This is a genomic window from Sphingomonas sp. R86521 (genome assembly GCF_042466235.1).
Lineage (GTDB): Bacteria > Pseudomonadota > Alphaproteobacteria > Sphingomonadales > Sphingomonadaceae > Sphingomonas.
In genome coordinates this window covers 1093933-1115885 of sequence record NZ_JAXHBY010000001.1, presented here as the reverse complement: position 1 = coordinate 1115885, position 21953 = coordinate 1093933, and the positions used below count along the sequence as shown (strand labels likewise).

The following is a 21953-nucleotide window of genomic DNA, read 5'->3' as shown; positions in this document are numbered from 1 at the left end:
ACGCACACTCCCATCAGATACGCTTGGCGGTCGCGATCGCGATTTTCGTGCCGAGCCGGATCAGCGTACTGAGCACCGGATAGCCGAAAGCGGTCTCGGCTCCGGCCGCGAGCGCGGCGTCGCGGTGCTCGAGTTCCTCGGCCTGAAAATCGGCGATCGCCGCGGACAATTCGGGATCGCTGTCGCCCAGTTCGACCAGCTGCTCGGCATAATGCTTGTCGATCTCGGTCTCGACCGCGGCGGTGCAGGCCATCGCCGCTGCGGGGCCGATCGCCGCGGTCACCGCGCCGAGTGCGAAGCCGGCGACGCTCCAGATCGGCTGCAGGATCGTCGGCCGGACGCCGCGCTCCGCGATCATCCGGTCGAAGAACGCACGGTGGCGTTCCTCCTGCTGCGCCATGTGGTGGATCGACCGCGCAGCGGGATGGCGGTCGCCCAGCACCGCCAGCTGGCCTGCATAGATGCGAATCGCGCCGAACTCGCCGGCCTGATCGACCCGGACCATCGCATCGGTGGCGCGCTTGCGGTCGCCGGGCTTCCAGCGCGTCGCCGCGGTCATCGTGTCTTCCTCATGAGCGACAAGATGGTGAGTGCGCCGCCCAATGAAAGGATTGCGTTGAACCCGGCGAGCGAGATGCCCGCGAACCGCCACTGCGCGACGTCGCAACGGATCATCGGGGCGTTCATGATCGCCGCCAGCCGCTCGGCCGATGTCGTCGCGCCGCCCGCGATGGTCGAGGTGCAGGCGGTGATGCCGTTCCACCAATGATATTCGACGCCGGCATGGAACACGCCGATCGCCCCGCTGAGCGCGATCAGCAGCGCCGCGATCAGGACCAGCGACCGCCGCATCTCGCGGCCGGGCACGACGAACGCGCCACCTGCGATCAGCACCGCGGAATAATGCGGCCAGCGCTGCCAATGGCACATCTCGCAGGGGTACAGCCCGCCGATATACTGCGACGCGAGTGCGCCGAGCACCAGCAGCAGCGGCAGTCCGAACGCGATCGCGCGCGCGAGTTCCTGGTTCTTGGTCATCCTACTTGACCGGCGGCTTGGTCGCGGCGGCGATCTGCGCGGCGCCACCCAGCCGCGCGACGGTCTTCAGCGCGTAATAGAGCTGGAAGTCCTCGATGCCCTGCTTCTTCAACTGCTCGGGTGTCGCGGCGAAGCGCGGGTCGGTCTTGGCGTCTTCCTCCAGTACCGCGTTGTCGGCCTTCATCTCGTTGATCAGATGCTTCCGCAGGTCCGCCTCGCGGAACACCGGGCGCGACTTGTAGTCGGGGTCGCTGATCTGGGGCACCTTGATGTCGGGTTCGATCCCGCCCTCCTGCACCGACCGGCCCGACGGCGTGAAGTAGCGCGCCGTGGTCAGGCGCAACGCGGTCTGGGGGCCGAGCGGGAGCACGGTCTGCACCGAGCCCTTGCCGAAGGTCCGCTCGCCCATAATCAACGCACGGTGGTGATCCTGCAACGCGCCCGCGACGATCTCGGACGCGGAGGCGGTGCCGGGGTCGGTCAGCACGACGACCGGCAGGCCGTGCGCATCGTCGCCGGGCTTGGCGTAATAGCGTTCGATATCGGTCTTTTCGCGGCCGCGCTGGCTGACGATCTCTCCGTGGTCGAGGAACGCGTCGCTGACCGCGATCGCCTGGGTCAGCAGTCCGCCGCCGTTCTCGCGAAGGTCGACGACATAGCCGAGCGGACGGTGGCCGAGCGACTTGTCGATGCTCATGATCGCGGCGCGGGTGTCGGCGCCGGTGTTTTCGCTGAAGGTATTGATGTTGATATAGCCGACGTCGCCGCGGACTTCCCACTTCACCGGTTTCTGGACGATGATCTCACGCATCATCGAGACCTCGAGCGGCTTGTCGCGGCCCGGGCGTACAAGCCCCAGCGTGATCTTGGTGCCGGGCTTGCCGCGCATCTTGCCGATCGCCTCGTCGAGCGAATCGCCGTAGATCAGCTTGCCGTCGATATGCGTGATGTAGTCGCCGGACTTCACCCCTGCGCGGGCCGCGGGCGTATCCTCCTGCGGCGCCACGACCTTGATCGCGCCGTCCTCCATCTGCACGGTAAGGCCGAGGCCGCCGTAATTGCCCTCGGTCATGATCCGCAGATTCTCGTAGTCGAGCGCGTCGACATAGCTCGAATGCGGATCGAGCGCGGCCAGCATGCCCTGGATCGCGCCCTTGATCAGCGTCTTGTCATCGACCTTGTCGACATACTCCGCCTTCACGCGGTTGAAGACGTCGAGGAACTGGTCGAACTCGCGGTAGGTATCGGTGTCGACCGCGGCCATCGCCGACGTCGCGAGCGGAATAAGCGTCAGCGCGCCGAGGATTGCGGTCGCGGTAAGGATCGGACGAGGCATCAAGAGTCCTGGAGCACGAGGTGCCGACGAGCCTAGCGGCAATCTGCGTCGCGAGCAAAGCCGCATGGCGGTGAACCGCGGCTGACTGCGCCACCCGATCGCCTTGGGCGGGTGGGGCGAGCGCAAGCTATCCGATCAACGCCGCCGCATCCATGGGTCGACCGCGACGACGCAGTTCGACGGTCACGCGGGGATCGTCACCGGCAGGGGCAGTGCCGAGCGCGGCGCCGAGCGCAACTTGCTGACCCGGCGCGACAACGACGCGCGCGAGGCCGGTGACGAGGCTGGTCCAGCCATCGCCGTGGTCGAGGATGACGATGACGCCGTATCCGCGAAAGCGGCGGGCGTAGCGGACGATGCCGGCGGCGGGTGCGGCCACCCCTGCCCCGGCTGCGGTTGCTAAAGTCAGTCCGCGCGATCGGACCCCGGCGTCGGACACCTCGTCGAACCCGGTGACGAGGCGGCCGGCGACCGGGAGACGGTAGATGCCGTGCGGCGGCGCGGGCCAGATCGTGCCGGCGGCGACTGGGCGCGGCAACGGGCCCGGAAGCCCGGCGAGGCTGGCGGCGGTCGCGTCCGCAGTCCCCGCCTCCGCCATGCCGTCGACAAGGTCGCGCGCACGTTCACCAAGCGCCACCGCGCGATCCGATTCATCCAGCGCGCCGCGCCCGAAGGCCTGGCTGCGCTGACGGTGTACGGCTTCGAGCTGGGCGAGCGCGACGCGATCGGATTCCAGGCGGATGCGGCCGTCGCGGAGTGCGGTGGCGGCCAGCGTCGCGCTGTCCTGCAGGCGTCGCGTCTCGGCGAGTTCGGCGCGCACGCCGGCGGTCCGCGCCCGCACCACCGGCAACGCACTGCCCAGCACGGCGCGGACATGGACAAGGTCGTCGACCGAACCGGGTTGTGCGATGGCGACGATCGTCGGCCGCCGCGCCAGCGATTCCAGCGCCGCCAGCAGTCGCGCGACCGGCGCCTGCGCCGTCCCCAGCCGGGTGCGCTGGGCGGCCAGCAAGCGGTCGACGATCGCGACCCGTGCCTGCGCCGCCGCGAGTTCCGCTTCCGCGGCCGTGACACGGGCGGCGAGCGCGCGTTCATCGGCGCGCGCGCGTTCGGCTGCACCGCGTTCGGTGGCGGCAGCATCGGCCAGCTGGTCCGCGCGCCGCGTCGCGATCGCGGCATCGCGCTTGGCAGCCGCGAGACGCGCCTGCTGCTCGGCGAGCGGTGGCATCGCCACGCCTCCGCCCAGCGCGAGCCCGCACGCGCCTATCGCCAGAACAATCCCCACCCGCATGGGGTCAACCTTCGCGGTGATACGGGTGGTTGGCAAGGATGCTGGTGGCGCGGAACAATTGCTCGGCAAGCATGGCGCGTGCGAGCAGGTGCGGCCAGGTCGCGCGCCCGAACGAAAACAGCAGGTCCGCCTGCCCGCGCGCTGCATCGTCGAAGCCGTCCGCGGCGCCGAGTTCGAACCGCACCTCGCGAACGCCGTCGTCGCGCCAGCGTTCGAGGATTCGCGCAAACGCGGTCGAGGACAGCGTTTCGCCGGTCTCGTCGAGCAGCACGCGCCGAGTCTGCGGTTCGACCGCGGGGATCTTGCCCCCGGTGTCGGGCAGTTCGGTCACGCGCGTCGGCCAGGCGATCCGCTTCAGATAGCGCGCGACCAGCTCGGCCTCGGGCGATCGCCCGATCCGGCCGCGCGCGACGATGTGAAGCAGCATCGCCGGCTACGCGTCAGTCTTCATTCATCATCGGGGCCGCGGGCGGCGTCGGCGCATCGCCGAACGCCCACATCCGCTCGAGATTGTAGAAGCTGCGGACTTCGGGACGGAACAGGTGGACGATCACGTCGCCGGCGTCGATCAGGACCCAGTCCGCGGTCGGCAGGCCTTCGATGCGGGTCAACCGGCCCAGTTCGCCCTTGATGCGCTCGGCCAGCTTCGACGCCATCGATGCCACCTGCCGCGTCGAGCGGCCGCTGGCGATCACCATGAAGTCGGCGATGCTGGTCTTGCCGGCGAGCGGGATCGAGATCGTCTCGACCGCCTGATCATCATCCAGCGACGCCAGGATCAGCGCATGCAGCGCCGCCACCTCTTCGGGGTCGGTCGCACGGGGAACGGTAGGGGAAGTGGCCAAGTCAGCTCCTGGGTTGGGCTACCGGCCCGGCAAAACGCCGGTACCAGTCGGGATCGCCGGCGCGCAGGCCGGTCGCGGAGGTCGGGTCGGGTCGGAAGCGCAACAGCACAAGTGCCGGCAATCTCCACGTCGTCCAGCTCTTCGCCTTGGCTGCGGGCCGTTGGAAGCGTCGCAGCCATCCCATCGCGGGAGCCGCGAGGGCGCGTCCGTCATATCCCGGCCGCGCGATTACCGCAATCGGAACCTCAGCGGCGATTCGGCGCCACCCGCGCCAACGGTGGAATTCGGCCAGATTGTCCGCACCCATCAGCCAGATGAAGTGATTTTTCGGGTAATGCCGCTTCAGTTTACGGATCGTGTCGAGCGTGTAGCGGGTGTGGAGGCGGCACTCGATATCGGTCGCGCGGATCGGTGCACGTCGCGATGCCGCGCGTGCAGACGCGAGTCGCGCGGCGAACGGGGCCATGTCGCTTGCCGCGTCCTTCAGGGGATTGCCGGGCGAGACCAGCCACCAAGCCTCGTCGAGCCCGAGCGCATCGATCGCGTCGAGCGTGATGGCACGATGCCCGCGATGCGCAGGGTTGAACGAGCCGCCGAGCACGCCGATGCGGCTCACCGTTCGGCGATTCCGTGATTGCCTCGCGCAGGCTGCGTCAAGTGCGCACCTGACCCGAGCCGCGGCCGATCCATTTGTAGGTCGTCAGCCCCTCCAGCGCGACCGGCCCGCGGGCGTGGAGGCGGCCGGTGGCGATACCGATCTCCGCACCCAGGCCGAATTCGCCTCCGTCGGCGAACTGCGTCGAGGCGTTCCACAGCACGATCGCGCTGTCGACGCCGGACAGGAAGCGTTCGGCGACCGCTGGGTCTGCCGCGACGATGGCGTCGGTGTGATGCGATCCGTGATGCGCAATGTGGGTCAGCGCGCCCTCGACGCCGTTCACCAGTCCGGCCGAGGCGATCGCCTCGAGATATTCGGTGTCCCAATCCGCGTCGGTGGTGGCGGCGAGTTCGGGGACCAGCGCGCGAAGGCCGGGACCGCCCCGCACCTCGCACCCCGTCGCCGCGAGCGCACGGACAAGCGCAGCGGCGTGCGGATAGGCTCGGTCGATCAGCAGCGTCTCCATTGCGCCGCAGACCCCGGTACGCCGCATCTTGGCATTGACCACGATCGCCTCGGCCATTGCCGGGTCCGCGGAGGCGTCGACATAGACGTGGTTGATCCCGTCGAGGTGCGCGAGCACGGGCACGCGCGCCTCGGCCTGAACGCGGGCGACCAGACTCTTGCCGCCGCGGGGGATGATCAGGTCGATGACCCCGTCCGCCGCCAGCATAGCGCCGACCGCGGCACGATCGGTGGTCGGCAACAGTTGCACGGCATCGGCGGGAAGCCCGGCCTCGACCAGTCCGGCGACCATCGCGGCATGGATCGCGCGGTTGCTCGCCACCGCCTCGGATCCGCCGCGCAGGATCACCGCGTTGCCCGACATCACGCACAGCGCCGCGGCGTCGGCGGTGACGTTGGGGCGGCTTTCGTAGATGATGCCGATGACGCCGATGGGTACGCGCACCCTTGTCAGGCGCAGGCCGTTGGGACGGTCACGCGAATCGATCTCGGCGCCGACCGGATCGTCGAGCCCCGCCACGGCCTCGACGCCGCCCGCCATCGCCGCGATCCGCGCCGGATCCAGCGACAGCCGGTCGAGCATGGCACCCGACAGCCCGCTTTCGCGCGCCTTCGCCATATCCTGGGCGTTCGCATCGAGGATCGTCGGCTCGGCCAAGCGAATCGCCGCGGCGGCGGCGCGTAGGGCAGCCGCCTTGGTCGCGGTCGGCACTGCCGCGAGCGTCGTTGCGGCGGCGCGTGCACGCACGCCCATGTCGGCAATCAGGGCGGTGGGGTTTGCTGCATCGGCCATGATCTTCGCTAGCATGGCATTCCCCCTCGCGCCAAACCGCTGGGCGGGCTACGCCTTACGCGGGGTACACCGGGGGGCGTGCATGACGGCAGATATCGGGGCGGCAGCGGATACGATGACGGGCGCGCTGCTGGCGCGGTCGTTCGAACCGGATGCGGGGGAAGCGCACGGAGGTGGCGGTGCGCTCTGTCTCAACTGCGGCACGCGGCTGATCGGCGAGCATTGCCATGCCTGCGGGCAGGCCGGGCACGTCCACCGCTCGCTGGGCGCGATCGCGCATGAGATCGGCCACGGCGTCTTTCATTTCGAGGGCAAGATCTGGCGCACGCTCCCGATGCTGGTCCTCCATCCCGGCACGCTGACCCGCCGATACGTGCAGGGCGAGCGCGCGCGCTTCGTCTCGCCGCTGGCGTTGTTCCTGTTCTCGGTCTTCCTGATGTTCGCGACGATCAGCGCGGTCGGCGGCGAGATGAGCGAGCTTGCACAAGAGGCCGCGTCGAACACCAGCAGCGCGAAGACCAGCGCGAAACTCGAGGCCGCTCGCGCCGAACTCGCCCGGGTCGAGGCGCAGCGGGCACGCACGAAGACGGGCGATCTCGACACCGAGCGCGCCGTGCTCCGAACCACCATCCGCGGGCTCGAGACGACCTCCGACCAGGTCGGCGTGTTTGGCTCTGCCGATCTCAAGACCGGCTGGGCGCGGCTCGATCACGGCCTCGCCAAGGCACGCTCGAATCCCGGTCTCACGGTCTACAAGCTTCAGACCAGCGCGTACAAATACAGCTGGGTCCTGATCCCGCTATCGGTGCCGTTCGTCGCGCTGCTGTTCCTGTGGCGGCGTCGACATCATCTGTACGACCACGCGATATTCGTCACCTATTCGCTGGCGTTCATGATGCTGCTGACAATCACGCTGATGCTTGCCCGACTAGCAGGCCTGCCGAGCGGCTGGATCACCTTCGCGGCCTTCATGGTGCCGCCGATCCACATGTTCGCGCAGTTGCGCGGCGCCTATGAGTTGCGCAAGCGATCGGCGGCATGGCGGACCGCGGTGCTGCTGGCGTTCGCATTCACGGCATTGATTACGTTCGTCGTGCTGCTCCTGCTGCACGGCCTGACGGACTAGGCCGGATCAGCGAAGCCGCAGCGAACCGGCATCAGCACGGGAAGCGCTTGGCCAGCACCTGCGCATACCCATCCTTGAGCGGACGTTTCTGGACCGAGGCGGGCAGCGCGGCGAGACCGTCGAGCATGTCCATGATCCCGATCTTCTCGCCGTCGGGCACGCAGGCGATCGGCTTCTTGCCCGCGGCTGCACGGGCAGCACCTTCCGACCTGAGCTGGGTCGTCGCCTGCTTGGCTTCGGCCTTGAGGACCGGAAGATCGGGCGACATCAACGCCATCGGACCCTGGTCGCGCAAGGCGTTGGCGCGCGACAGAAACGTCTGCACGGTCATCGCCGCATCGGCAGGAACCGCAACGCCGACCAGAACCAGACTAGCAACAACCGTACGCACAAACGACATGGGCCGACCCTTCCACTGGAAAGGCCGACCCATGAACCGGTCGAGCTTACGCCGCGATGAACCGATCGGGGAACCGATCAGGCGCCCAACGGACTAGGCGTTCCGAACGGGCCGGTAGGGCGCCGCGTCTTGGGGATCGACGTGCCGGCCTTGGGCACCGACGCGATCTTCGCGCCCGGTGCGGGACGATCCATGTCCTCGCCGGCGATCAGCTTCTTGATCTCGTCACCGGTCAACGTCTCGAATTCGAGCAACGCACCGGCGACGGTGTGAAGCTGGTCGATATGCTCACTGAGCACATGCTTGGCACGATCGAGACCGCCTTCGACGATGCGCTTGATCTCGTCGTCGATCAGCTGCGCGGTCGCATTGGACATCCGCGCGGGACGGCTGGATGAATAACCCAGGAACGACTCGCCCTCCGGCTCGCCATATTCGAGCGGACCGACCTTGTCCGACATGCCCCAGCGCGTGACCATGTCGCGCGCCAGACCGGTGGCGTACTGGATGTCGCCCGACGCGCCCGACGAGACCTTGTCATAGCCGAAGATCAGTTCCTCGGCGATGCGCCCGCCCATCGAGACGGCAAGGTTCGCGTACATCTTATCACGGTGATAGCTGTACGAATCGCGCTCCGGCAGCCGCATGACCATGCCCAGCGCACGACCGCGCGGAATGATCGTCGCCTTGTGGATCGGGTCCGACGCCTGCTCGTGCATCGCGACGACGGCATGGCCGGCCTCGTGATACGCGGTCATCCGCTTCTCGTCGTCGGTCATGACCATGCTGCGACGCTCGGCGCCCATCATGACCTTGTCCTTGGCCTCTTCGAACTCGGCCATCGCGACGAGGCGTTTGCCCTTCCGTGCACCGGTCAGCGCCGCCTCGTTGACGAGGTTGGCAAGATCGGCACCCGAGAAGCCCGGCGTGCCGCGGGCGATGACGCGGGCATCGACGTCCGGCGCCAGGGGCACCTTCTTCATGTGCACTTCGAGGATCTTGATGCGACCCTCGATATCCGGGCGAGGCACCACGACCTGGCGATCGAAGCGGCCCGGACGCAGCAGCGCGGGATCGAGCACGTCGGGACGGTTGGTCGCGGCGATAATGATGATGCCTTCGTTCGCTTCGAAGCCGTCCATCTCGACCAGCAGCTGGTTCAGCGTCTGCTCGCGCTCGTCGTTACCGTTGCCGAGACCTGCGCCGCGATGACGACCGACCGCATCGATCTCGTCGATGAAGACGATGCACGGCGCGGACTTCTTGGCCTGCTCGAACATATCGCGGACGCGGCTGGCGCCGACGCCGACGAACATCTCGACGAAGTCCGAACCCGAAATCGTGAAGAACGGTACGCCGGCCTCGCCTGCGATGGCGCGGGCGAGCAGCGTCTTGCCGGTACCAGGCGAGCCCACGAGCAGCGCGCCCTTCGGGATCTTGCCGCCCAGCCGTGCGAACTTGGTCGGGTCCTTGAGGAACTCGACGATCTCCTCCAGTTCCTCTCGCGCCTCGTCGATGCCGGCGACGTCCTGGAAGGTGACCTTACCCTCCTTCTGCGTCAGCATCTTGGCGCGGCTCTTGCCGAACCCCATCGCGCCCGACCCCGAATTCTTCTGCATCTGCTTGAGCACGAAGTACGCGATGCCCAGGAACAGCACGAACGGCAGCGACTGATAGAGCAAAAGCATCAGCACCGACGGGCCCTCTTCGGGCTTGGCGCTGATCGAGACGCCCTTGTCGCGCAGCTTCGGCACCAGCGTCGAATCGGGGATCGGATAGGCGCGGAACTTCTCGCCGCTGGACAGCGTGCCAGAGATCATATCGCGGCTGATGTTGACGTCCTTGACGGTGCCCTCGTCGACCTTGTCGAGGAACGCCGAGTAGGCGATCGTGTTGCCGCCGGTCGTCGTCGCCCGGCTGTCGAACATCGTCACGAACACCGCCAGTGCCAGCAGGATGCCGACCCAGATCAACAGGCTCTTCATCCACGGGTTGCTGCCGCCGCCGTTACCGCCGCCATTGCCGCCGTTGTCGGGGCCCTGGGGCTTGTCGCCGCGATTGTCGTTGTCGCTCATGGGTGCCGGATACCTTTCACGACACAAGATAAGCGCCCGCAGGTTAATGGCAATGGAACAAGCGCCCGAACGGGGGTGCTATCCGTCACGGCGTGGCGGTGCCACGCGGAAACGCCATCCGCCACCGCGCGGCGACACCAGTACCCCCGCCTGGGTTGATCGCTTTCCCGTCATCAGCGCGTCGAGCAGGCGCTCGATATTGGCCGAGTCGCTCCAGTCGGGCTGGGTCACCGCAGCATCCGTGCGAACGGATCCAATGGCGCGACGCGCAAGCCGACGAAGCAGTTCGCGCGGCAGTCCGGCGGTCGCCAGCCGAACCTCGCCGTCGGTGCGTACGGCGCGTTCCGTCCATAGCCATTCGACGATCGCGCGGACGTCCGCATCGGTCTCCGCCAGCGTCGCCGCCGAGCGGGCCAGATGCGGCGGGTCGAGCCATTCATTTTCACCCAGCAGCCGGCGAAAGCGGGTGCGGTCGTGGCGTTCGTCGTGGTTCGACGGATCGTCGACGAACGGCACTTCCGCGCGCCGAACGATCGCGCGCAGTTCGGCGCGCCGCCAGTCGAGCAATGGCCGCAGTATTGTAATTCCGGAAATCTCGGTCCGCGCGCGGATGCCAGCGAGCCCGGCAAGGCCCGATCCCCGCGCGGCCCGCATCAGGAAGGTCTCGGCCTGGTCGTCGACGTGATGCGCGGTGAGGATCGCGCGTGCTCCGCGCTCACGGGCATGATCGGCGAGCAGGGCATAGCGGCTGGTGCGCGCCTGCGCCTGGATGCTGGCGCCGGTGATCGGATTTGCCGGTGCCAGTATTGCATGCGGAATGCCGATGCTGGCGCAATGCGCCGAAACCATCGCCGCCTCGCTCGCGGCCTCGGCGCGCAGGCGATGATCGACGGTCGCCGCCATGACCTGTCCGCCAAACGCGTCCGCTGCCAGGGTGAGCATGGCCATGCTGTCCGGGCCGCCGGACACCGCGACCAGGAATGGCCGATCGATGTCGTGCGCGATCCGATCGAGGTCGGCGCGGAACCGTGGGGCTTCGTCGATCATCAGGAACTTGGAACCGTAAATTGGCACGTACGCAACCGGGCGACCTTACCGGCCACCGCGTTCAGTTGCTGATATCCTCTCCATGCCCGCCTGCCGTCAACTCACGAGCATTTCGCGGTCGACCTCCCCTTTGCGACGTCGGCCTTCATCGCCGCCGACATCTTCGCGCCGTACACGTCTGTCAGCTCGTCATAGACCTTGCAGGCATCGGCTGCCTTGTTGAGCTTGGTCAGCGCGGCGCCGAGGTTCAACAGGCTGTCCGGCGCGCGTTCGCCGTCGGGCATCTTCTTGTAGTTGTCGTAGAACGCCATCGAGGCGAGGCTCGGCTTGCCGTCGTCGAGGTAAGCCCGACCGAGCAGGTTCTGCGCATAGCTTGCGCGCTTGCTCTTGGGATAGTCGGCGACGACCTTCTTCAACTGCACTTCCGCCTCGGGGTAGAGTTTCGCGGACCACAGGCGGTAGCCGTAGAGATAGGCATCCTCGGGGGCGTCGCCGGTCGACGGCTTCTCGACCGCATCGACCAGCCGCGCACGGTCGGGACCGGAGGGCTTCGACGCCGTCTCGGGCTTGGTGGTCGGACGGGACGCGCCGGTGGTGGGCGCGGGAGCGGACAGGCCGGGATCGGTATCGCCGGTCGCGCGCGGGGTCGCCCCGCCCTCGACCGACTTCATCCGCGCGTCGTTGCTGCGCTTATAGGCGTCGAACGCATCCTGGAGCTGGCGCGTCTTGTAGGTGTTCTGCTCGATCTGCCCGGTCAGGCCCGCCATCTGCTGCTCCAGCGAGGCGACACGGCTCGACAGGTCGGCGATCGCGCTGGTCGCGGGCGATCCGGGTCCGGGCCCCGTGGTCGCCTGCGGACCGCTGAGCTCGGGTTGGAGCAACTGCCCCGCGCCGCCCGGAAACACCTTGCGCTGCACCGCGCGCATTTCGCTTTCGAGCTTGCCGACGCGGCCCTCGACCCCCGACTGCGCCATCGCGCCGCCGGGCAACATCATGGCGCAAACGCCGATCAGAACAGATTTACGCATGGCCGACACCCCCCGGTGCAGTGGTTAATGGGGACCGTATAGCTGCAACAGCCATCCTGTCGCCAGCCTTAAGGGGCGGGCGACGTATTGGTGGCCGATTGCAGGTTGGCGCGCTGGGTTTCGGTGAGCGCGCGGCGGGGCCGATTGCGCTGGGTACGGCGTTCGCTGGACGCCGGGGTCGACCGCGTGGCGTCCGCCTGCGGTTCGGGCGTACCGGCCAGCCGCGCGGCGATCGCCGCGGGTCCGACCTTGACGTCCTTGATCGCGCGTTCGCCAGTGCCGAGCGGCGGGACGCTCGATCCGTTCAGCGTCACCGTCAGCTTGTCGGGGCGGCCGACGTTGATCATCGGCTGGTTCGCGCCGGCGGGCACGTCGAACTTCTCGCCGGGCTTCATTGTCCCGAGGTAGAGCGTCTTGTTGTCGGCATCATAGACCCGCATCCAGACCTCGTCGGTCGCGGCCAGCGTCACCTGCCCGCCGGTCGGCGCGGGCTTGGGAACGGCGACCGATACCGCGGGCGCCGGCACGGTGGCGACGGTCGCCGGACCGCTCGCACCGCCGGTGTCGCGGGCGCGGAACCAGTCGGTGCCGTACCACAGCCCGACCAGGATCAGCACCGCGAGCGCCAGCCCGAGCGCGACCACCGTCACCGCACGCGAGGGCACGCGCGCGGGATCGGTCATCGCATAGGGTTCGTATTCGGGGGTGCGCCGACCGAGCTTGGCGACGTCGGTGCGGACCATCTGCGCGATCCGGACTTCGTCGGCGCCGATCGCGCGCGCATACGCCCTGCCGAAACCGACCGCGTAGGTCGGCGATGGCAGCCCGGCATAATCCGATGCGTCGATCGCCTCCAGATGCCGCAGCGGCACCCGCGTCCGCGCCGCCACATCGGCAAGCGTTAGGCCCTGAGCCTCGCGTGCGATACGAAGGACGTCGCCGGCACGTTCGGGTTGCGCCGGTGCCGCAGGGTGCCCGGTGTCGACCTCGTCCATTCTCGTCTCCGCATGCGGCCGTCCGGGTTGGCCTGGCTTGGGCTCCCATGTCACAGAGGCCCCAAGCGCTGTCAACGCGGTCCCTGCGGATCGGGCGACGTGCTCAGGTCAATTCGACGCCGTTTTGCAACGCCCAGTCGGTCAGCGCACCGCGCATGTCGCGCGGCGGGTCGGCGAGCAAGGCTGTCACGAACGCCGTAACGGCGGCGCGATCGAGACTGCGGACCATCGCCTTGATCGGACCGACCGCCGCCGGGGTGATCGACAGCCGTTCGATTCCGAGCCCGATCAGCGCCATCGCCTCCAGCGGACGCCCACCCATCTCGCCGCAGACCGCCAGATCGACCCCCGCCGCCCGCGTCGGACCGACCAGCCGCGCGATGAAGCGCAGGATCGACGGACTTAGCCAGTCATAGCGCTCAGCAAGCTTCGGATTGGCGCGATCGGCAGCGAACAGGAACTGGGTGAGGTCGTTGGTGCCGATCGACAGGAACTGGATACGCGGCAACAGGATGTCCAGCTGTTCGGCAAGCGCCGGCACCTCGAGCATCGCGCCATAGCGAATCGCGATCGGCAACTGCCGGCCGCGCTTGGTCAGCCAGGCGCGCTGATCCTCGAACAACGCCCGCGCCTCGTCGAATTCCCAGGGTTCGCTGACCATCGGGAACATCACGTTGAGCGTCCGCCCCGACGCCGCCTCCAGCAGCGCGCGGGCCTGCACCTTCATCAGGCCGTCGCGTTCGAGCCCGAGCCGCAGCGCGCGCCACCCCATCGCGGGGTTCTCTTCCTCGGCGTCGGTCTTGTGCAGATAGGGCAGCGCCTTGTCGCCGCCGATGTCGACGGTGCGGAAGATCACCGGCCGATCACCCGCGACGTCGAGCACTTCGCGGTACAGCCGCTGCTGGCGTTCGCGCTGCGGCAGCGTCGCGGAGACCAGGAACTGGAACTCGGTGCGGAACAACCCGATGCCGTCGGCGCCGGTGACGTCGAGCGCGGCGACGTCGTCGCGCAAGCCGGCGTTGACCATCAGCGTCAGGCGGTGGCCGTCCTTGGTCACCGGCGGCACGTCGCGCAACGCCGCGAACGCCGCCTTGCGCTTTTGCCGGAGCGCGAGGCGCGCCTCGAACGATTCCTCGATGCCGCTGTTGGGGCGCGCGAACACGGTGCCGTCGGTGACGTCGAGCAGCAACAGGTCGCCCTCTGCGATCAGCCGCCGGACATCGCGGACACGGCCGAGCACCGGCACGCCCATCGCCCGTGCGACGATCGTGACATGCGCGGTCAGCGAGCCCTCCTCCAGCACCACGCCCTTTAGGCGGCGGCGGTCGTATTCGAGCAGTTCGGCGGGCCCGAGATTGCGCGCGATGAGGATGGTATCCTGGCGCAGGCCGACCTGAGCCGCGGTACCCATCTGCCCGGAAACGATGCGGATCAGCCGGTTCGACAGATCCTCCAGGTCGTGCATGCGATCGGCGAGCAGCGGATCGTCGATCTGCCGCATCCGCTGGCGCGTGCGTTGCTGGACGCGCTCGATCGCGGCTTCGGCGGTCAGTCCGGAATCGATCGCCTCGTTGATGCGCCGCGACCAGCCCTCGTCATAGGCGAACATCTTGTAGGTCGCGAGCACCTCTTCATGCTCGCCGCCGCCGCCGAATTCCGCCTCGCGGGTCATGCGGTCGATGCCTTCGCGCATCTTGTCGAACGCGGCATAGACGCGGTGGCGCTCGGCGTCGGTATCTTCGGCGACGGTATGCTCGATATGGATCCGCGGCTGGTGGAACACCGCATAGCCCGCGCCCATGCCGTCGACCAGTTTCTGGCCCGGGATGCGCATTGCCGCGGTCGATTGCGGTCGATCGACGCCGCCGCCGGTGGTGTCGATCAGCCCGGCATTGGCGATCAGCTCGGACAGCACCATCGCAACGGTCTGGAGTGCCTCGATTTCGACATCGGCGTATTTGCGGCGATCGGTATGCTGCACCGCAAGGACGCCAACCGCGCGTTCGCTGCGGATGATCGGGACGCCGGCAAAACTGTGGAAGCGATCCTCGCCGGTCTCGGGCTTGTACGCGAAGTCGGGATGGCTGGCAGCCTCATCGAGGTTCAGCACCTCGACACGCTCGGCGATCGTGCCGACCAGCCCCTCACCCATCGCGAGCTTGGTGACATGCACCGCGCCCTGATCGAGCCCGCGCGTCGCGTACAGCTCGAGCACGCCTTCGCGGAGCAGGTAGATCGAGCAGACTTCGCTATCGATCGTCTCGCCGATGATCGCGACGACCGAGTTCAATTTCATCTGCGCAGTCGTCCGCGCCGCCATCACGTCGTGGAGGCGGGTCAGGATCTCGCGGGCGGAGGCGGCGGCCGAAACGGGCATGGACTTTGGCTAGCAGGTCGAGGGCTTGGGTGCCACGCAACAAAAGCTAGGTCGGTCGGAAGCCGATGCGCTTGCGCGATCGGTCATGCGTCGAACAACCCATCCTGTGCGCCGGCGGGGGGATTAAGGCCGAGATGCTTCCAGCCGCCGGCGTTGAGACAGCGGCCGCGCGCGGTGCGGGCGACGAGGCCGAGCTGGATCAGATAGGGCTCGATCACTTCCTCGATCGTGTCGCGCGGTTCGCTGAGACCGGCGGCGAGGGTTTCGACGCCGACCGGTCCGCCGCGGTAGATGTCGGCGATCATCATCAGGTAACGCCGGTCCATCGCGTCGAGCCCGAGCGAATCGACTTCGAGCCGGGTCAGTGCGGAATCGGCTGCATTGCGGTCGACGATCGCGTGCCCTGCGACATCGGCGAAATCGCGCACCCGTCGCAGCAACCGACCGGCGATCCGCGGCGTACCGCGTGCGCGCCTGGCGATCTCGACCGCGCCGTCTGGAGCAATCGCGAGTCCGAGCAGCCCGGCCGCGCGTGTGACGACGCGGGTCAATTCCTCGACCGTATAGAATTGCAGTCGCACGGGGATACCGAAGCGATCGCGCAATGGCGTCGTCAGCAGCCCCTGCCGGGTGGTCGCGCCGACCAGCGTGAAGCGCGGCAGGTCGATGCGGACGCTGCGCGCGCTGGGGCCCTCGCCGATCATCAGGTCGAGCGCGCGGTCCTCCATCGCGGGGTACAGCACCTCCTCGACCGCGGGCTGCAGGCGGTGGATCTCGTCGATGAACAGCACGTCGCCGTCCTCGAGGTTGGTCAGCAGCGCGGCGAGATCGCCCTGCTTGGCGATCACCGGCCCGGAGGTGGCGCGGAACCCCACCCCCATCTCGCGCGCGACGATCTGCGCGAGCGTGGTCTTGCCGAGACCCGGCGGACCGAAGAACAGCACGTGATCGAGCGCATCGCCGCGGTTCTTCGCCGCCTGGATGAACACCCGCAGATTCTCGCGCGCGGCCTTTTGCCCAACGAAATCGTCGAGCGTCTTGGGACGCAATGCGGCGTCGACATCCTCGGGACGGCGGGCTGCATCGATAATGCGATCGTCGCTCACTTCGAGGCCTTGCGCAGCGCGAGGCGGACCAGCGCGTCTAGGCTGGCGGTCTCGCCCAGTTCCTCTTCGGCCGCGGCCACCGCGCTAGCCGCCTCGGCAGGGCGGAAGCCGAGGTTGAGCAGCGCCGACACCGCATCGGCCGACGCGCCGACCGGTGCCGCCATCGCCACGCCGCCCGGCCCGAGCGGAATGCCGCCGGTCTTGTCCTTCAGCTCCATGACGATCCGCTGCGCCAGTTTCGGCCCGACACCGTTGGCCCGCGCGACCATCGCCTTGTCGCCGCTGGCGATCGCCCGCGACAGGTCGTTCGGCTCGAGCGCCGACAGGATCGCCAGCGCGACGCGCGCGCCGACCCCCTGCACGCCGGTGAGCAAGCGGAACCAGTCGCGCTCCGACCCGCTGGAAAAGCCCATCAGCCGGATCGAATCCTCCGATACCAGCATCTCGGTGAAGACGGTCGCCGCCTCGCCGACCGGCCCCAGCGCCGCCAGCGTCCGCGCCGACGCGCCGACCAGATAGCCGACGCCGCCGACATCGATCACCGCGTGGTCGATGCCGGTGGAATCCAAACGTCCTTTGAGATGCGCGATCATGACGGCGGGGTAGAACAAAGGGAGACTGCAGTCACCCCCTCGGCAGCGTGCGCGCAGAACCTTATTGTCGGGTCCGCTTTACCCGCGCGACGCGGATCACCATATCCGCGCCTCATCACCGACATGCGGCTCGCGCCACAGACGCGCGACCGGTTTTTCAGAGGATATGCCATGACCGCCGACCCGATCATCATCGCCAGCTATGCCCGCACGCCGATGGGCGGGTTCCAGGGGGCGTTGTCCGGCGTCACGGCGGTGGAACTCGGATCGACCGCGGTGCGCGCGGCGGTCGAGCGCGCGGGTGTCGACCCCGCCGCGATCGACCGTATCTACATGGGCTGCGTGCTGCCCGCCGGGCTCGGACAGGCGCCCGCGCGTCAGGCTGCACTCGGTGCCGGGCTGCCGATCTCGGTCGAGGCGACGACGATCAACAAGATGTGCGGATCGGGCATGCAGGCGACGATCATGGCCGCCGAGGCGTTGATGGCGGGTACCGTCGACGTGGTGGTCGCAGGCGGGATGGAGAGCATGACCAACGCGCCGTTCCTGCTCGCCAAGCACCGCGCCGGTGCGCGCATCGGGCACGACGTCGTATCGGATTCGATGATGATGGACGGGCTGGAAGACGCCTATGACAAGGGCAAGCCGATGGGTGCCTTTGCCGAGGATACCGCGGGCGAATACCAGTTCACGCGTGAGGCGCAGGACGCCTTCGCGCTCGAAAGCCTGGCGCGCGCCAGTGCGGCGGTCACCGGCGGCGGTTTCTCGGACGAGGTCGTCCCTGTCACGGTCAAGACCCGCGGCGGCGACGTCATCGTCAGCGAGGACGAGCAGCCCGGCAAGGCCAAGCCGGCGAAGATCCCGGGGTTGAAGCCGGCCTTTGCCAAGGACGGCACGATCACCGCCGCAACCTCCGCATCGATCTCGGATGGCGCGGCCGCATTGGTGCTGACGCGGGCGAGCGTTGCCGAGCGTCTTGGCCTGACGCAGGAAGCGGTGATCGTCGCGACCGCCGCTCACGCGCATGAGCCCGCGAAGTTCACGACCGCGCCGGTCTCCGCGATCCGGAAGGTGCTGGACCGCGCCGGCTGGAGCATCGACGAGGTCGACCTGTTCGAGGTCAACGAGGCGTTTGCCACCGTCGCGATGATCGCGATGCACGAACTCGGCATCCCCCGCGACAAGCTGAACGTAAACGGCGGCGCGACCGCGCTGGGCCATCCGATCGGCGCGAGCGGCGCGCGTATCATCGCGACGATCGTCGCTGCGCTGAAGCTGCGTGGATTGAAGAAGGGTGTCGCAGCGCTCTGCATCGGCGGCGGCGAGGCAACCGCGATCGCGGTCGAGCGGGTGTGACGGGCGGGGAAGCCCCCGATCTTGACAATTCGCGGATGATGCTGCAGGTGCGTCCTCATCGAGGCGTCATGCAGCGTGATTCGGACCTAACCCGTCCAAGCTCCGCCTCGGTCGATTTCAACGGGCTTCCCTTTTCACGCGGGGTGTCAATCACCACCGTCACTCGTGCGTCCTGCGTGGATTCACGAGCCCGGCATCTATTGAGAGACTCTACATGTCATTCGCAAACCTCGGCCTTGCCGAGCCCCTCGTCCGTGCGCTCGAAGCCAAGGGCTATACCGAGCCGACGCCGATCCAGGCACAGTCGATCCCGATCCTGCTCGAAGGCGGCGACCTGCTCGGCATCGCGCAGACCGGCACCGGCAAGACCGCGGCGTTCGTGCTGCCGTCGATCCAGCGCCTGACTGAGAACCAGAAGCGCGTCCTGCCGACGCATTGCCGCATGCTGGTGCTCGCACCGACGCGCGAACTCGCCAGCCAGATCGCCGACAGCGCCCGCGCCTACGGCCAGTTCAGCAAGATGTCGGTGACGACCGTGTTCGGCGGCACCAGCATCAACAAGAACCGCCAGGACCTGAGCCGCGGCGTCGACATCCTGGTCGCGACACCGGGCCGTTTGATCGACCTGATCGAGCAGGGCTTCTGCAACCTGTCGATGATCGAGATCCTGGTGCTCGACGAAGCCGATCAGATGATGGATCTCGGCTTCATCCACGCGCTGAAAAAGATCGTCCGGATGCTGCCGAAGAAGCGCCAGACGCTGTTCTTCTCGGCGACGATGCCGACCGCGATCCGCGAGCTCGCGTCGCAGTTCCTGCTCGACCCGAAGACGGTGTCGGTGAAGCCGGCCGCGACCACCGCCGAGCGCGTCGACCAGTATGTCACCTTCTGCAACCAGTCGGAGAAGCAGGCGCTGCTGACGATCACGCTGGCCGATCCTGCGATCGACCGTGCGCTCGTCTTCACGCGCACCAAGCATGGCGCCGACCGCGTCGTGAAGCTGCTCGCCGGCAACGGCATCGCCAGCAACGCGATCCACGGCAACAAGAGCCAGGGCCAGCGCGAGCGGGCACTGGGCGAGTTCAAGCAGGGCAAGGTCAAGGTTCTGATCGCGACCGACATCGCGGCACGCGGTATCGACGTCTCGGGCGTCAGTCACGTCATCAACTTCGAGCTGCCGAACGTCGCCGAGCAGTATGTTCACCGCATCGGCCGTACCGCACGCGCCGGCGCCAGCGGCATCGCGGTCGCGTTCTGCGCCGATGACGAGAAGACGTACCTGCGCGACATCGAGCGGATCACCCGCCAGAAGGTGACGGTCCAGCCGCTGCCGGAGGACTTCGTCAACCTGTCGAACCAGATCAAGGCGACGCGCGTCAAGACGATGGGTGCCGATCCCGAAGTCCGGATCGAGCGCCAGCGCCAGCCGGCACGGCCGCGCGCGACGCATTCGCCAAGCCCGACGGGCAGCACCGGCCGCAACTACGCCGGCGCGAGCCGTGGCGGTCAGGGCGGCGGCGGTGGCCAGGGCGGCGGCGGTCGTGGTGGTCGTCCGAGCGGTGGCCAGGGCGGTGGACGCCCCAGCGGTGGTCAGAGCGGCGGCGGTCGTGGTGGCCAGGGCGGCGGCCGCGGTACCGGGTCCAGCTCGCCGCGGTAATCGACTTCGGTCTCCTCGCGGTTTAGGCTGAGCCGAAGCCGCGAGGAGATTGCCCATGGACGTATCCACCACACCGGTCGCCGAGCGCATCGCGCGCGTGCTGGCCGGCCAGCGCATCAGCGCGAATGCGGGCGGCGACGAGGAATCGGCGGCAGCGCATATCGACAGCGCCTGGCCCGAATACCTGCCCGATGCGATCGCCGTCCTGAAGACGCTGCGCGAACCCGACCGGGCGATGGCAGCGGCGGGTGATCCGGCGGTATGGGAGGCGATGATCCTGGCCGGGATCAAGGGCGCCAAGCCGAGAACCGTGATTCTATGACGCCCCCTCCCGGATGGGAGGGGGTGGTCGGCTACAGCACGTAGCGGCTGAGGTCGGTGTTCCGCGCGATTTCCTTCAGCTGGCTATCGACATAGGCGCCGTCGATCGTGACGCTCGATCCGCCGCGGTCCTCGGCATGGAAGCTGACGTCTGCGAGCAGCTTCTCCATCACCGTCTGCAACCGCCGCGCGCCGATATTCTCGATCTCGGCATTCACCTCGGCGGCGATCCGCGCGATCGCGGCGATGCCGTCTTCGGTGAAGACGATTTCGACGCCCTCGGTGGCGATCAGCGCCTTGTACTGCAGCGGCAGCGACGCCTTGGTATCGCTGAGGATCGCGACGAAATCGGCTTCGGTCAGCCCCTTCAGCTCGACGCGGATCGGCAACCGGCCCTGCAGCTCGGGCAACAGGTCCGACGGCTTGGCGACGTGGAACGCGCCGCTCGCGATGAACAGGATATGGTCGGTCTTCATCGGCCCGTATTTTGTCGCGACCGTGGTGCCCTCGATCAGCGGGAGCAGGTCGCGCTGGACGCCTTCGCGGCTGATCGAACCACCGCCGCGGCCGTCCGACACCGCGATCTTGTCGATCTCGTCGAGGAAGACGATGCCGTTGGCCTCGGCATCCGCCAGCGCGACGCGGCTGACCTCGTCCTGGTCGAGGCGCTTGTCGGCCTCCTCCTCAACCAGCTTGTCCCACGCTGCGGTCACGGTCAGCTTCCGCCGCTTCAGCTGCTGGCCGCCACCGAACGACTTCATCATCTCGCCGAGGTTGATCATCTGTGGCGCGCCACCGGGGATCTCGAACGGCGTGGTCGGCGCCTGTTCGACCTCGATCTCGATCTCGGCGGTGTTCAGGTGACCGTCGAGGAAGCGCTGCTTGAAGCTCTCGCGCGTCGCCAGGCTGGAGTCCTTGCCGACCAGCGCGTCGAGCAGGCGGCCCATCGCGGCTTCCTCGGCCTTGTCCTTCACCGCGATGCGGCGGCGTTCCTTTTCCAGCCGGATCGCTTCCTCGACGAGGTCGCGGGCGATCTGTTCGACGTCGCGGCCGACATAGCCGACCTCGGTGAACTTGGTCGCCTCGACCTTCACGAACGGTGCGTCGGCCAGCTTCGCCAGGCGGCGGCTGATCTCGGTTTTGCCGCAGCCGGTGGGCCCGATCATCAGGATGTTTTTTGGCGTGACCTCGTCGCGGAGATCCTCGTCGAGCTGCTGGCGACGCCAGCGGTTGCGCATCGCGACCGCGACCGCGCGCTTGGCGGCGGACTGGCCGATGATGTGTGCGTCGAGCGCTGCGACGATGGCCTTCGGGGTGAGCTGGTCGTTCATTTTTCTACTCTGTCCCCCTCCCGCAAGCGGGAGGGGCTAGGGGTGGGCTCGCGCTGTCTTCGGGTGGCAGCGCCGGAGGTGAGCGCGAGCCCACCCCCTGCCCCCTCCCGCTTGC

Annotated in this window: 21 protein-coding genes; 4 read left to right on the top strand and 17 right to left on the bottom strand. The window is 67.9% G+C overall.

The genetic code is table 11. From position 1 onward, the window contains the following. Positions 1 to 13: 13 nt before the first annotated feature. From SJY20_RS05240 to SJY20_RS05205, 8 genes are all read right to left on the bottom strand, one after another. Positions 14 to 559: a demethoxyubiquinone hydroxylase family protein gene (locus SJY20_RS05240; RefSeq protein ID WP_380785541.1), complete on the bottom strand. Its 546-nt coding sequence runs from the start codon at positions 557 to 559 to the stop codon at positions 14 to 16. Continuing rightward, entirely contained in the window at positions 556 to 1038 is a 483-nt protein-coding gene (locus SJY20_RS05235) for a disulfide bond formation protein B (protein WP_380785540.1), read from the bottom strand. The genes SJY20_RS05240 and SJY20_RS05235 overlap by 4 nt, the downstream gene beginning before the upstream one ends. Position 1039: 1 nt before the next feature. Continuing rightward, entirely contained in the window at positions 1040 to 2374 is a 1335-nt protein-coding gene (locus SJY20_RS05230; protein WP_380785539.1) for a S41 family peptidase, read from the bottom strand. Positions 2375 to 2501: 127 nt separating this feature from the next. Beyond that, positions 2502 to 3665 (bottom strand): murein hydrolase activator EnvC family protein, encoded by a 1164-nt coding sequence (locus SJY20_RS05225; protein ID WP_380785538.1) that lies wholly within the window; start codon positions 3663 to 3665, stop codon positions 2502 to 2504. Positions 3666 to 3669: 4 nt separating this feature from the next. Beyond that, positions 3670 to 4092: a 23S rRNA (pseudouridine(1915)-N(3))-methyltransferase RlmH gene (locus tag SJY20_RS05220; RefSeq protein WP_380785537.1), complete on the bottom strand. Its 423-nt coding sequence runs from the start codon at positions 4090 to 4092 to the stop codon at positions 3670 to 3672. Positions 4093 to 4105: 13 nt separating this feature from the next. Beyond that, the gene (gene rsfS, locus SJY20_RS05215) at positions 4106 to 4510 is read right to left on the bottom strand and encodes a ribosome silencing factor (RefSeq protein ID WP_380785536.1); all 405 of its coding nucleotides are present in this window, start codon (positions 4508 to 4510) and stop codon (positions 4106 to 4108) included. Between the two features lies 1 nt (position 4511). Then, a complete protein-coding gene (locus SJY20_RS05210) occupies positions 4512 to 5126 on the bottom strand; it encodes a nicotinate-nucleotide adenylyltransferase (protein ID WP_380785534.1) in 615 nt (204 codons plus the stop codon). Positions 5127 to 5163: 37 nt separating this feature from the next. Further along, positions 5164 to 6441: a glutamate-5-semialdehyde dehydrogenase gene (locus SJY20_RS05205; RefSeq protein WP_380785533.1), complete on the bottom strand. Its 1278-nt coding sequence runs from the start codon at positions 6439 to 6441 to the stop codon at positions 5164 to 5166. Between the two features lie 67 nt (positions 6442 to 6508). Here SJY20_RS05205 and SJY20_RS05200 point away from each other — a divergent pair, with 67 nt between their 5' ends. Beyond that, positions 6509 to 7552 (top strand): DUF3667 domain-containing protein, encoded by a 1044-nt coding sequence (locus SJY20_RS05200; protein ID WP_380785532.1) that lies wholly within the window; start codon positions 6509 to 6511, stop codon positions 7550 to 7552. Between the two features lie 31 nt (positions 7553 to 7583). Here the strand turns inward: SJY20_RS05200 and SJY20_RS05195 are convergent, their stop codons facing one another. The 8 genes from SJY20_RS05195 to ruvA form a co-directional block, all read right to left on the bottom strand. Further along, the gene (locus SJY20_RS05195) at positions 7584 to 7952 is read right to left on the bottom strand and encodes a hypothetical protein (protein WP_380785531.1); all 369 of its coding nucleotides are present in this window, start codon (positions 7950 to 7952) and stop codon (positions 7584 to 7586) included. A gap of 77 nt (positions 7953 to 8029) precedes the next feature. Further along, positions 8030 to 10027, bottom strand: coding sequence for an ATP-dependent zinc metalloprotease FtsH (gene ftsH, locus SJY20_RS05190; RefSeq protein ID WP_380785530.1), 1998 nt, complete (start codon positions 10025 to 10027; stop codon positions 8030 to 8032). 78 nt (positions 10028 to 10105) lie between these two features. Then, positions 10106 to 11074 carry a tRNA lysidine(34) synthetase TilS gene (gene tilS / locus SJY20_RS05185; RefSeq protein ID WP_380785529.1) on the bottom strand — a complete coding sequence of 323 codons (969 nt, stop codon included), beginning with the start codon at positions 11072 to 11074 and terminating at the stop codon, positions 10106 to 10108. Between the two features lie 101 nt (positions 11075 to 11175). Then, positions 11176 to 12102, bottom strand: coding sequence for a hypothetical protein (locus tag SJY20_RS05180; RefSeq protein WP_380785528.1), 927 nt, complete (start codon positions 12100 to 12102; stop codon positions 11176 to 11178). Between the two features lie 68 nt (positions 12103 to 12170). After that, positions 12171 to 13097, bottom strand: a complete 927-nt coding sequence (locus tag SJY20_RS05175; RefSeq protein ID WP_380785526.1) for a helix-turn-helix domain-containing protein — start codon at positions 13095 to 13097, stop codon at positions 12171 to 12173. A gap of 103 nt (positions 13098 to 13200) precedes the next feature. Continuing rightward, a complete protein-coding gene (gene ptsP / locus SJY20_RS05170; protein ID WP_380785525.1) occupies positions 13201 to 15474 on the bottom strand; it encodes a phosphoenolpyruvate--protein phosphotransferase in 2274 nt (757 codons plus the stop codon). An 83-nt stretch (positions 15475 to 15557) separates the two neighbouring features. Further along, a complete protein-coding gene (gene ruvB / locus SJY20_RS05165; RefSeq protein WP_380785524.1) occupies positions 15558 to 16580 on the bottom strand; it encodes a Holliday junction branch migration DNA helicase RuvB in 1023 nt (340 codons plus the stop codon). Further along, positions 16577 to 17173, bottom strand: coding sequence for a Holliday junction branch migration protein RuvA (gene ruvA, locus SJY20_RS05160; RefSeq protein ID WP_380785523.1), 597 nt, complete (start codon positions 17171 to 17173; stop codon positions 16577 to 16579). The genes ruvB and ruvA overlap by 4 nt, the downstream gene beginning before the upstream one ends. Before the next feature lie 171 nt (positions 17174 to 17344). Between ruvA and SJY20_RS05155 the strand changes: the two genes are divergently transcribed. The 3 genes from SJY20_RS05155 (at position 17345) to SJY20_RS05145 (ending at position 20508) form a co-directional block, all read left to right on the top strand. Next, a complete protein-coding gene (locus tag SJY20_RS05155; RefSeq protein ID WP_380785522.1) occupies positions 17345 to 18529 on the top strand; it encodes an acetyl-CoA C-acyltransferase in 1185 nt (394 codons plus the stop codon). A gap of 214 nt (positions 18530 to 18743) precedes the next feature. Then, a complete protein-coding gene (locus tag SJY20_RS05150) occupies positions 18744 to 20186 on the top strand; it encodes a DEAD/DEAH box helicase (protein WP_380785521.1) in 1443 nt (480 codons plus the stop codon). Positions 20187 to 20241: 55 nt separating this feature from the next. Next, the gene (locus SJY20_RS05145; protein ID WP_380785520.1) at positions 20242 to 20508 is read left to right on the top strand and encodes a hypothetical protein; all 267 of its coding nucleotides are present in this window, start codon (positions 20242 to 20244) and stop codon (positions 20506 to 20508) included. 31 nt (positions 20509 to 20539) lie between these two features. Here the strand turns inward: SJY20_RS05145 and hslU are convergent, their stop codons facing one another. Continuing rightward, positions 20540 to 21838: an ATP-dependent protease ATPase subunit HslU gene (gene hslU, locus SJY20_RS05140; protein WP_380785519.1), complete on the bottom strand. Its 1299-nt coding sequence runs from the start codon at positions 21836 to 21838 to the stop codon at positions 20540 to 20542. Positions 21839 to 21953: the final 115 nt, after the last annotated feature.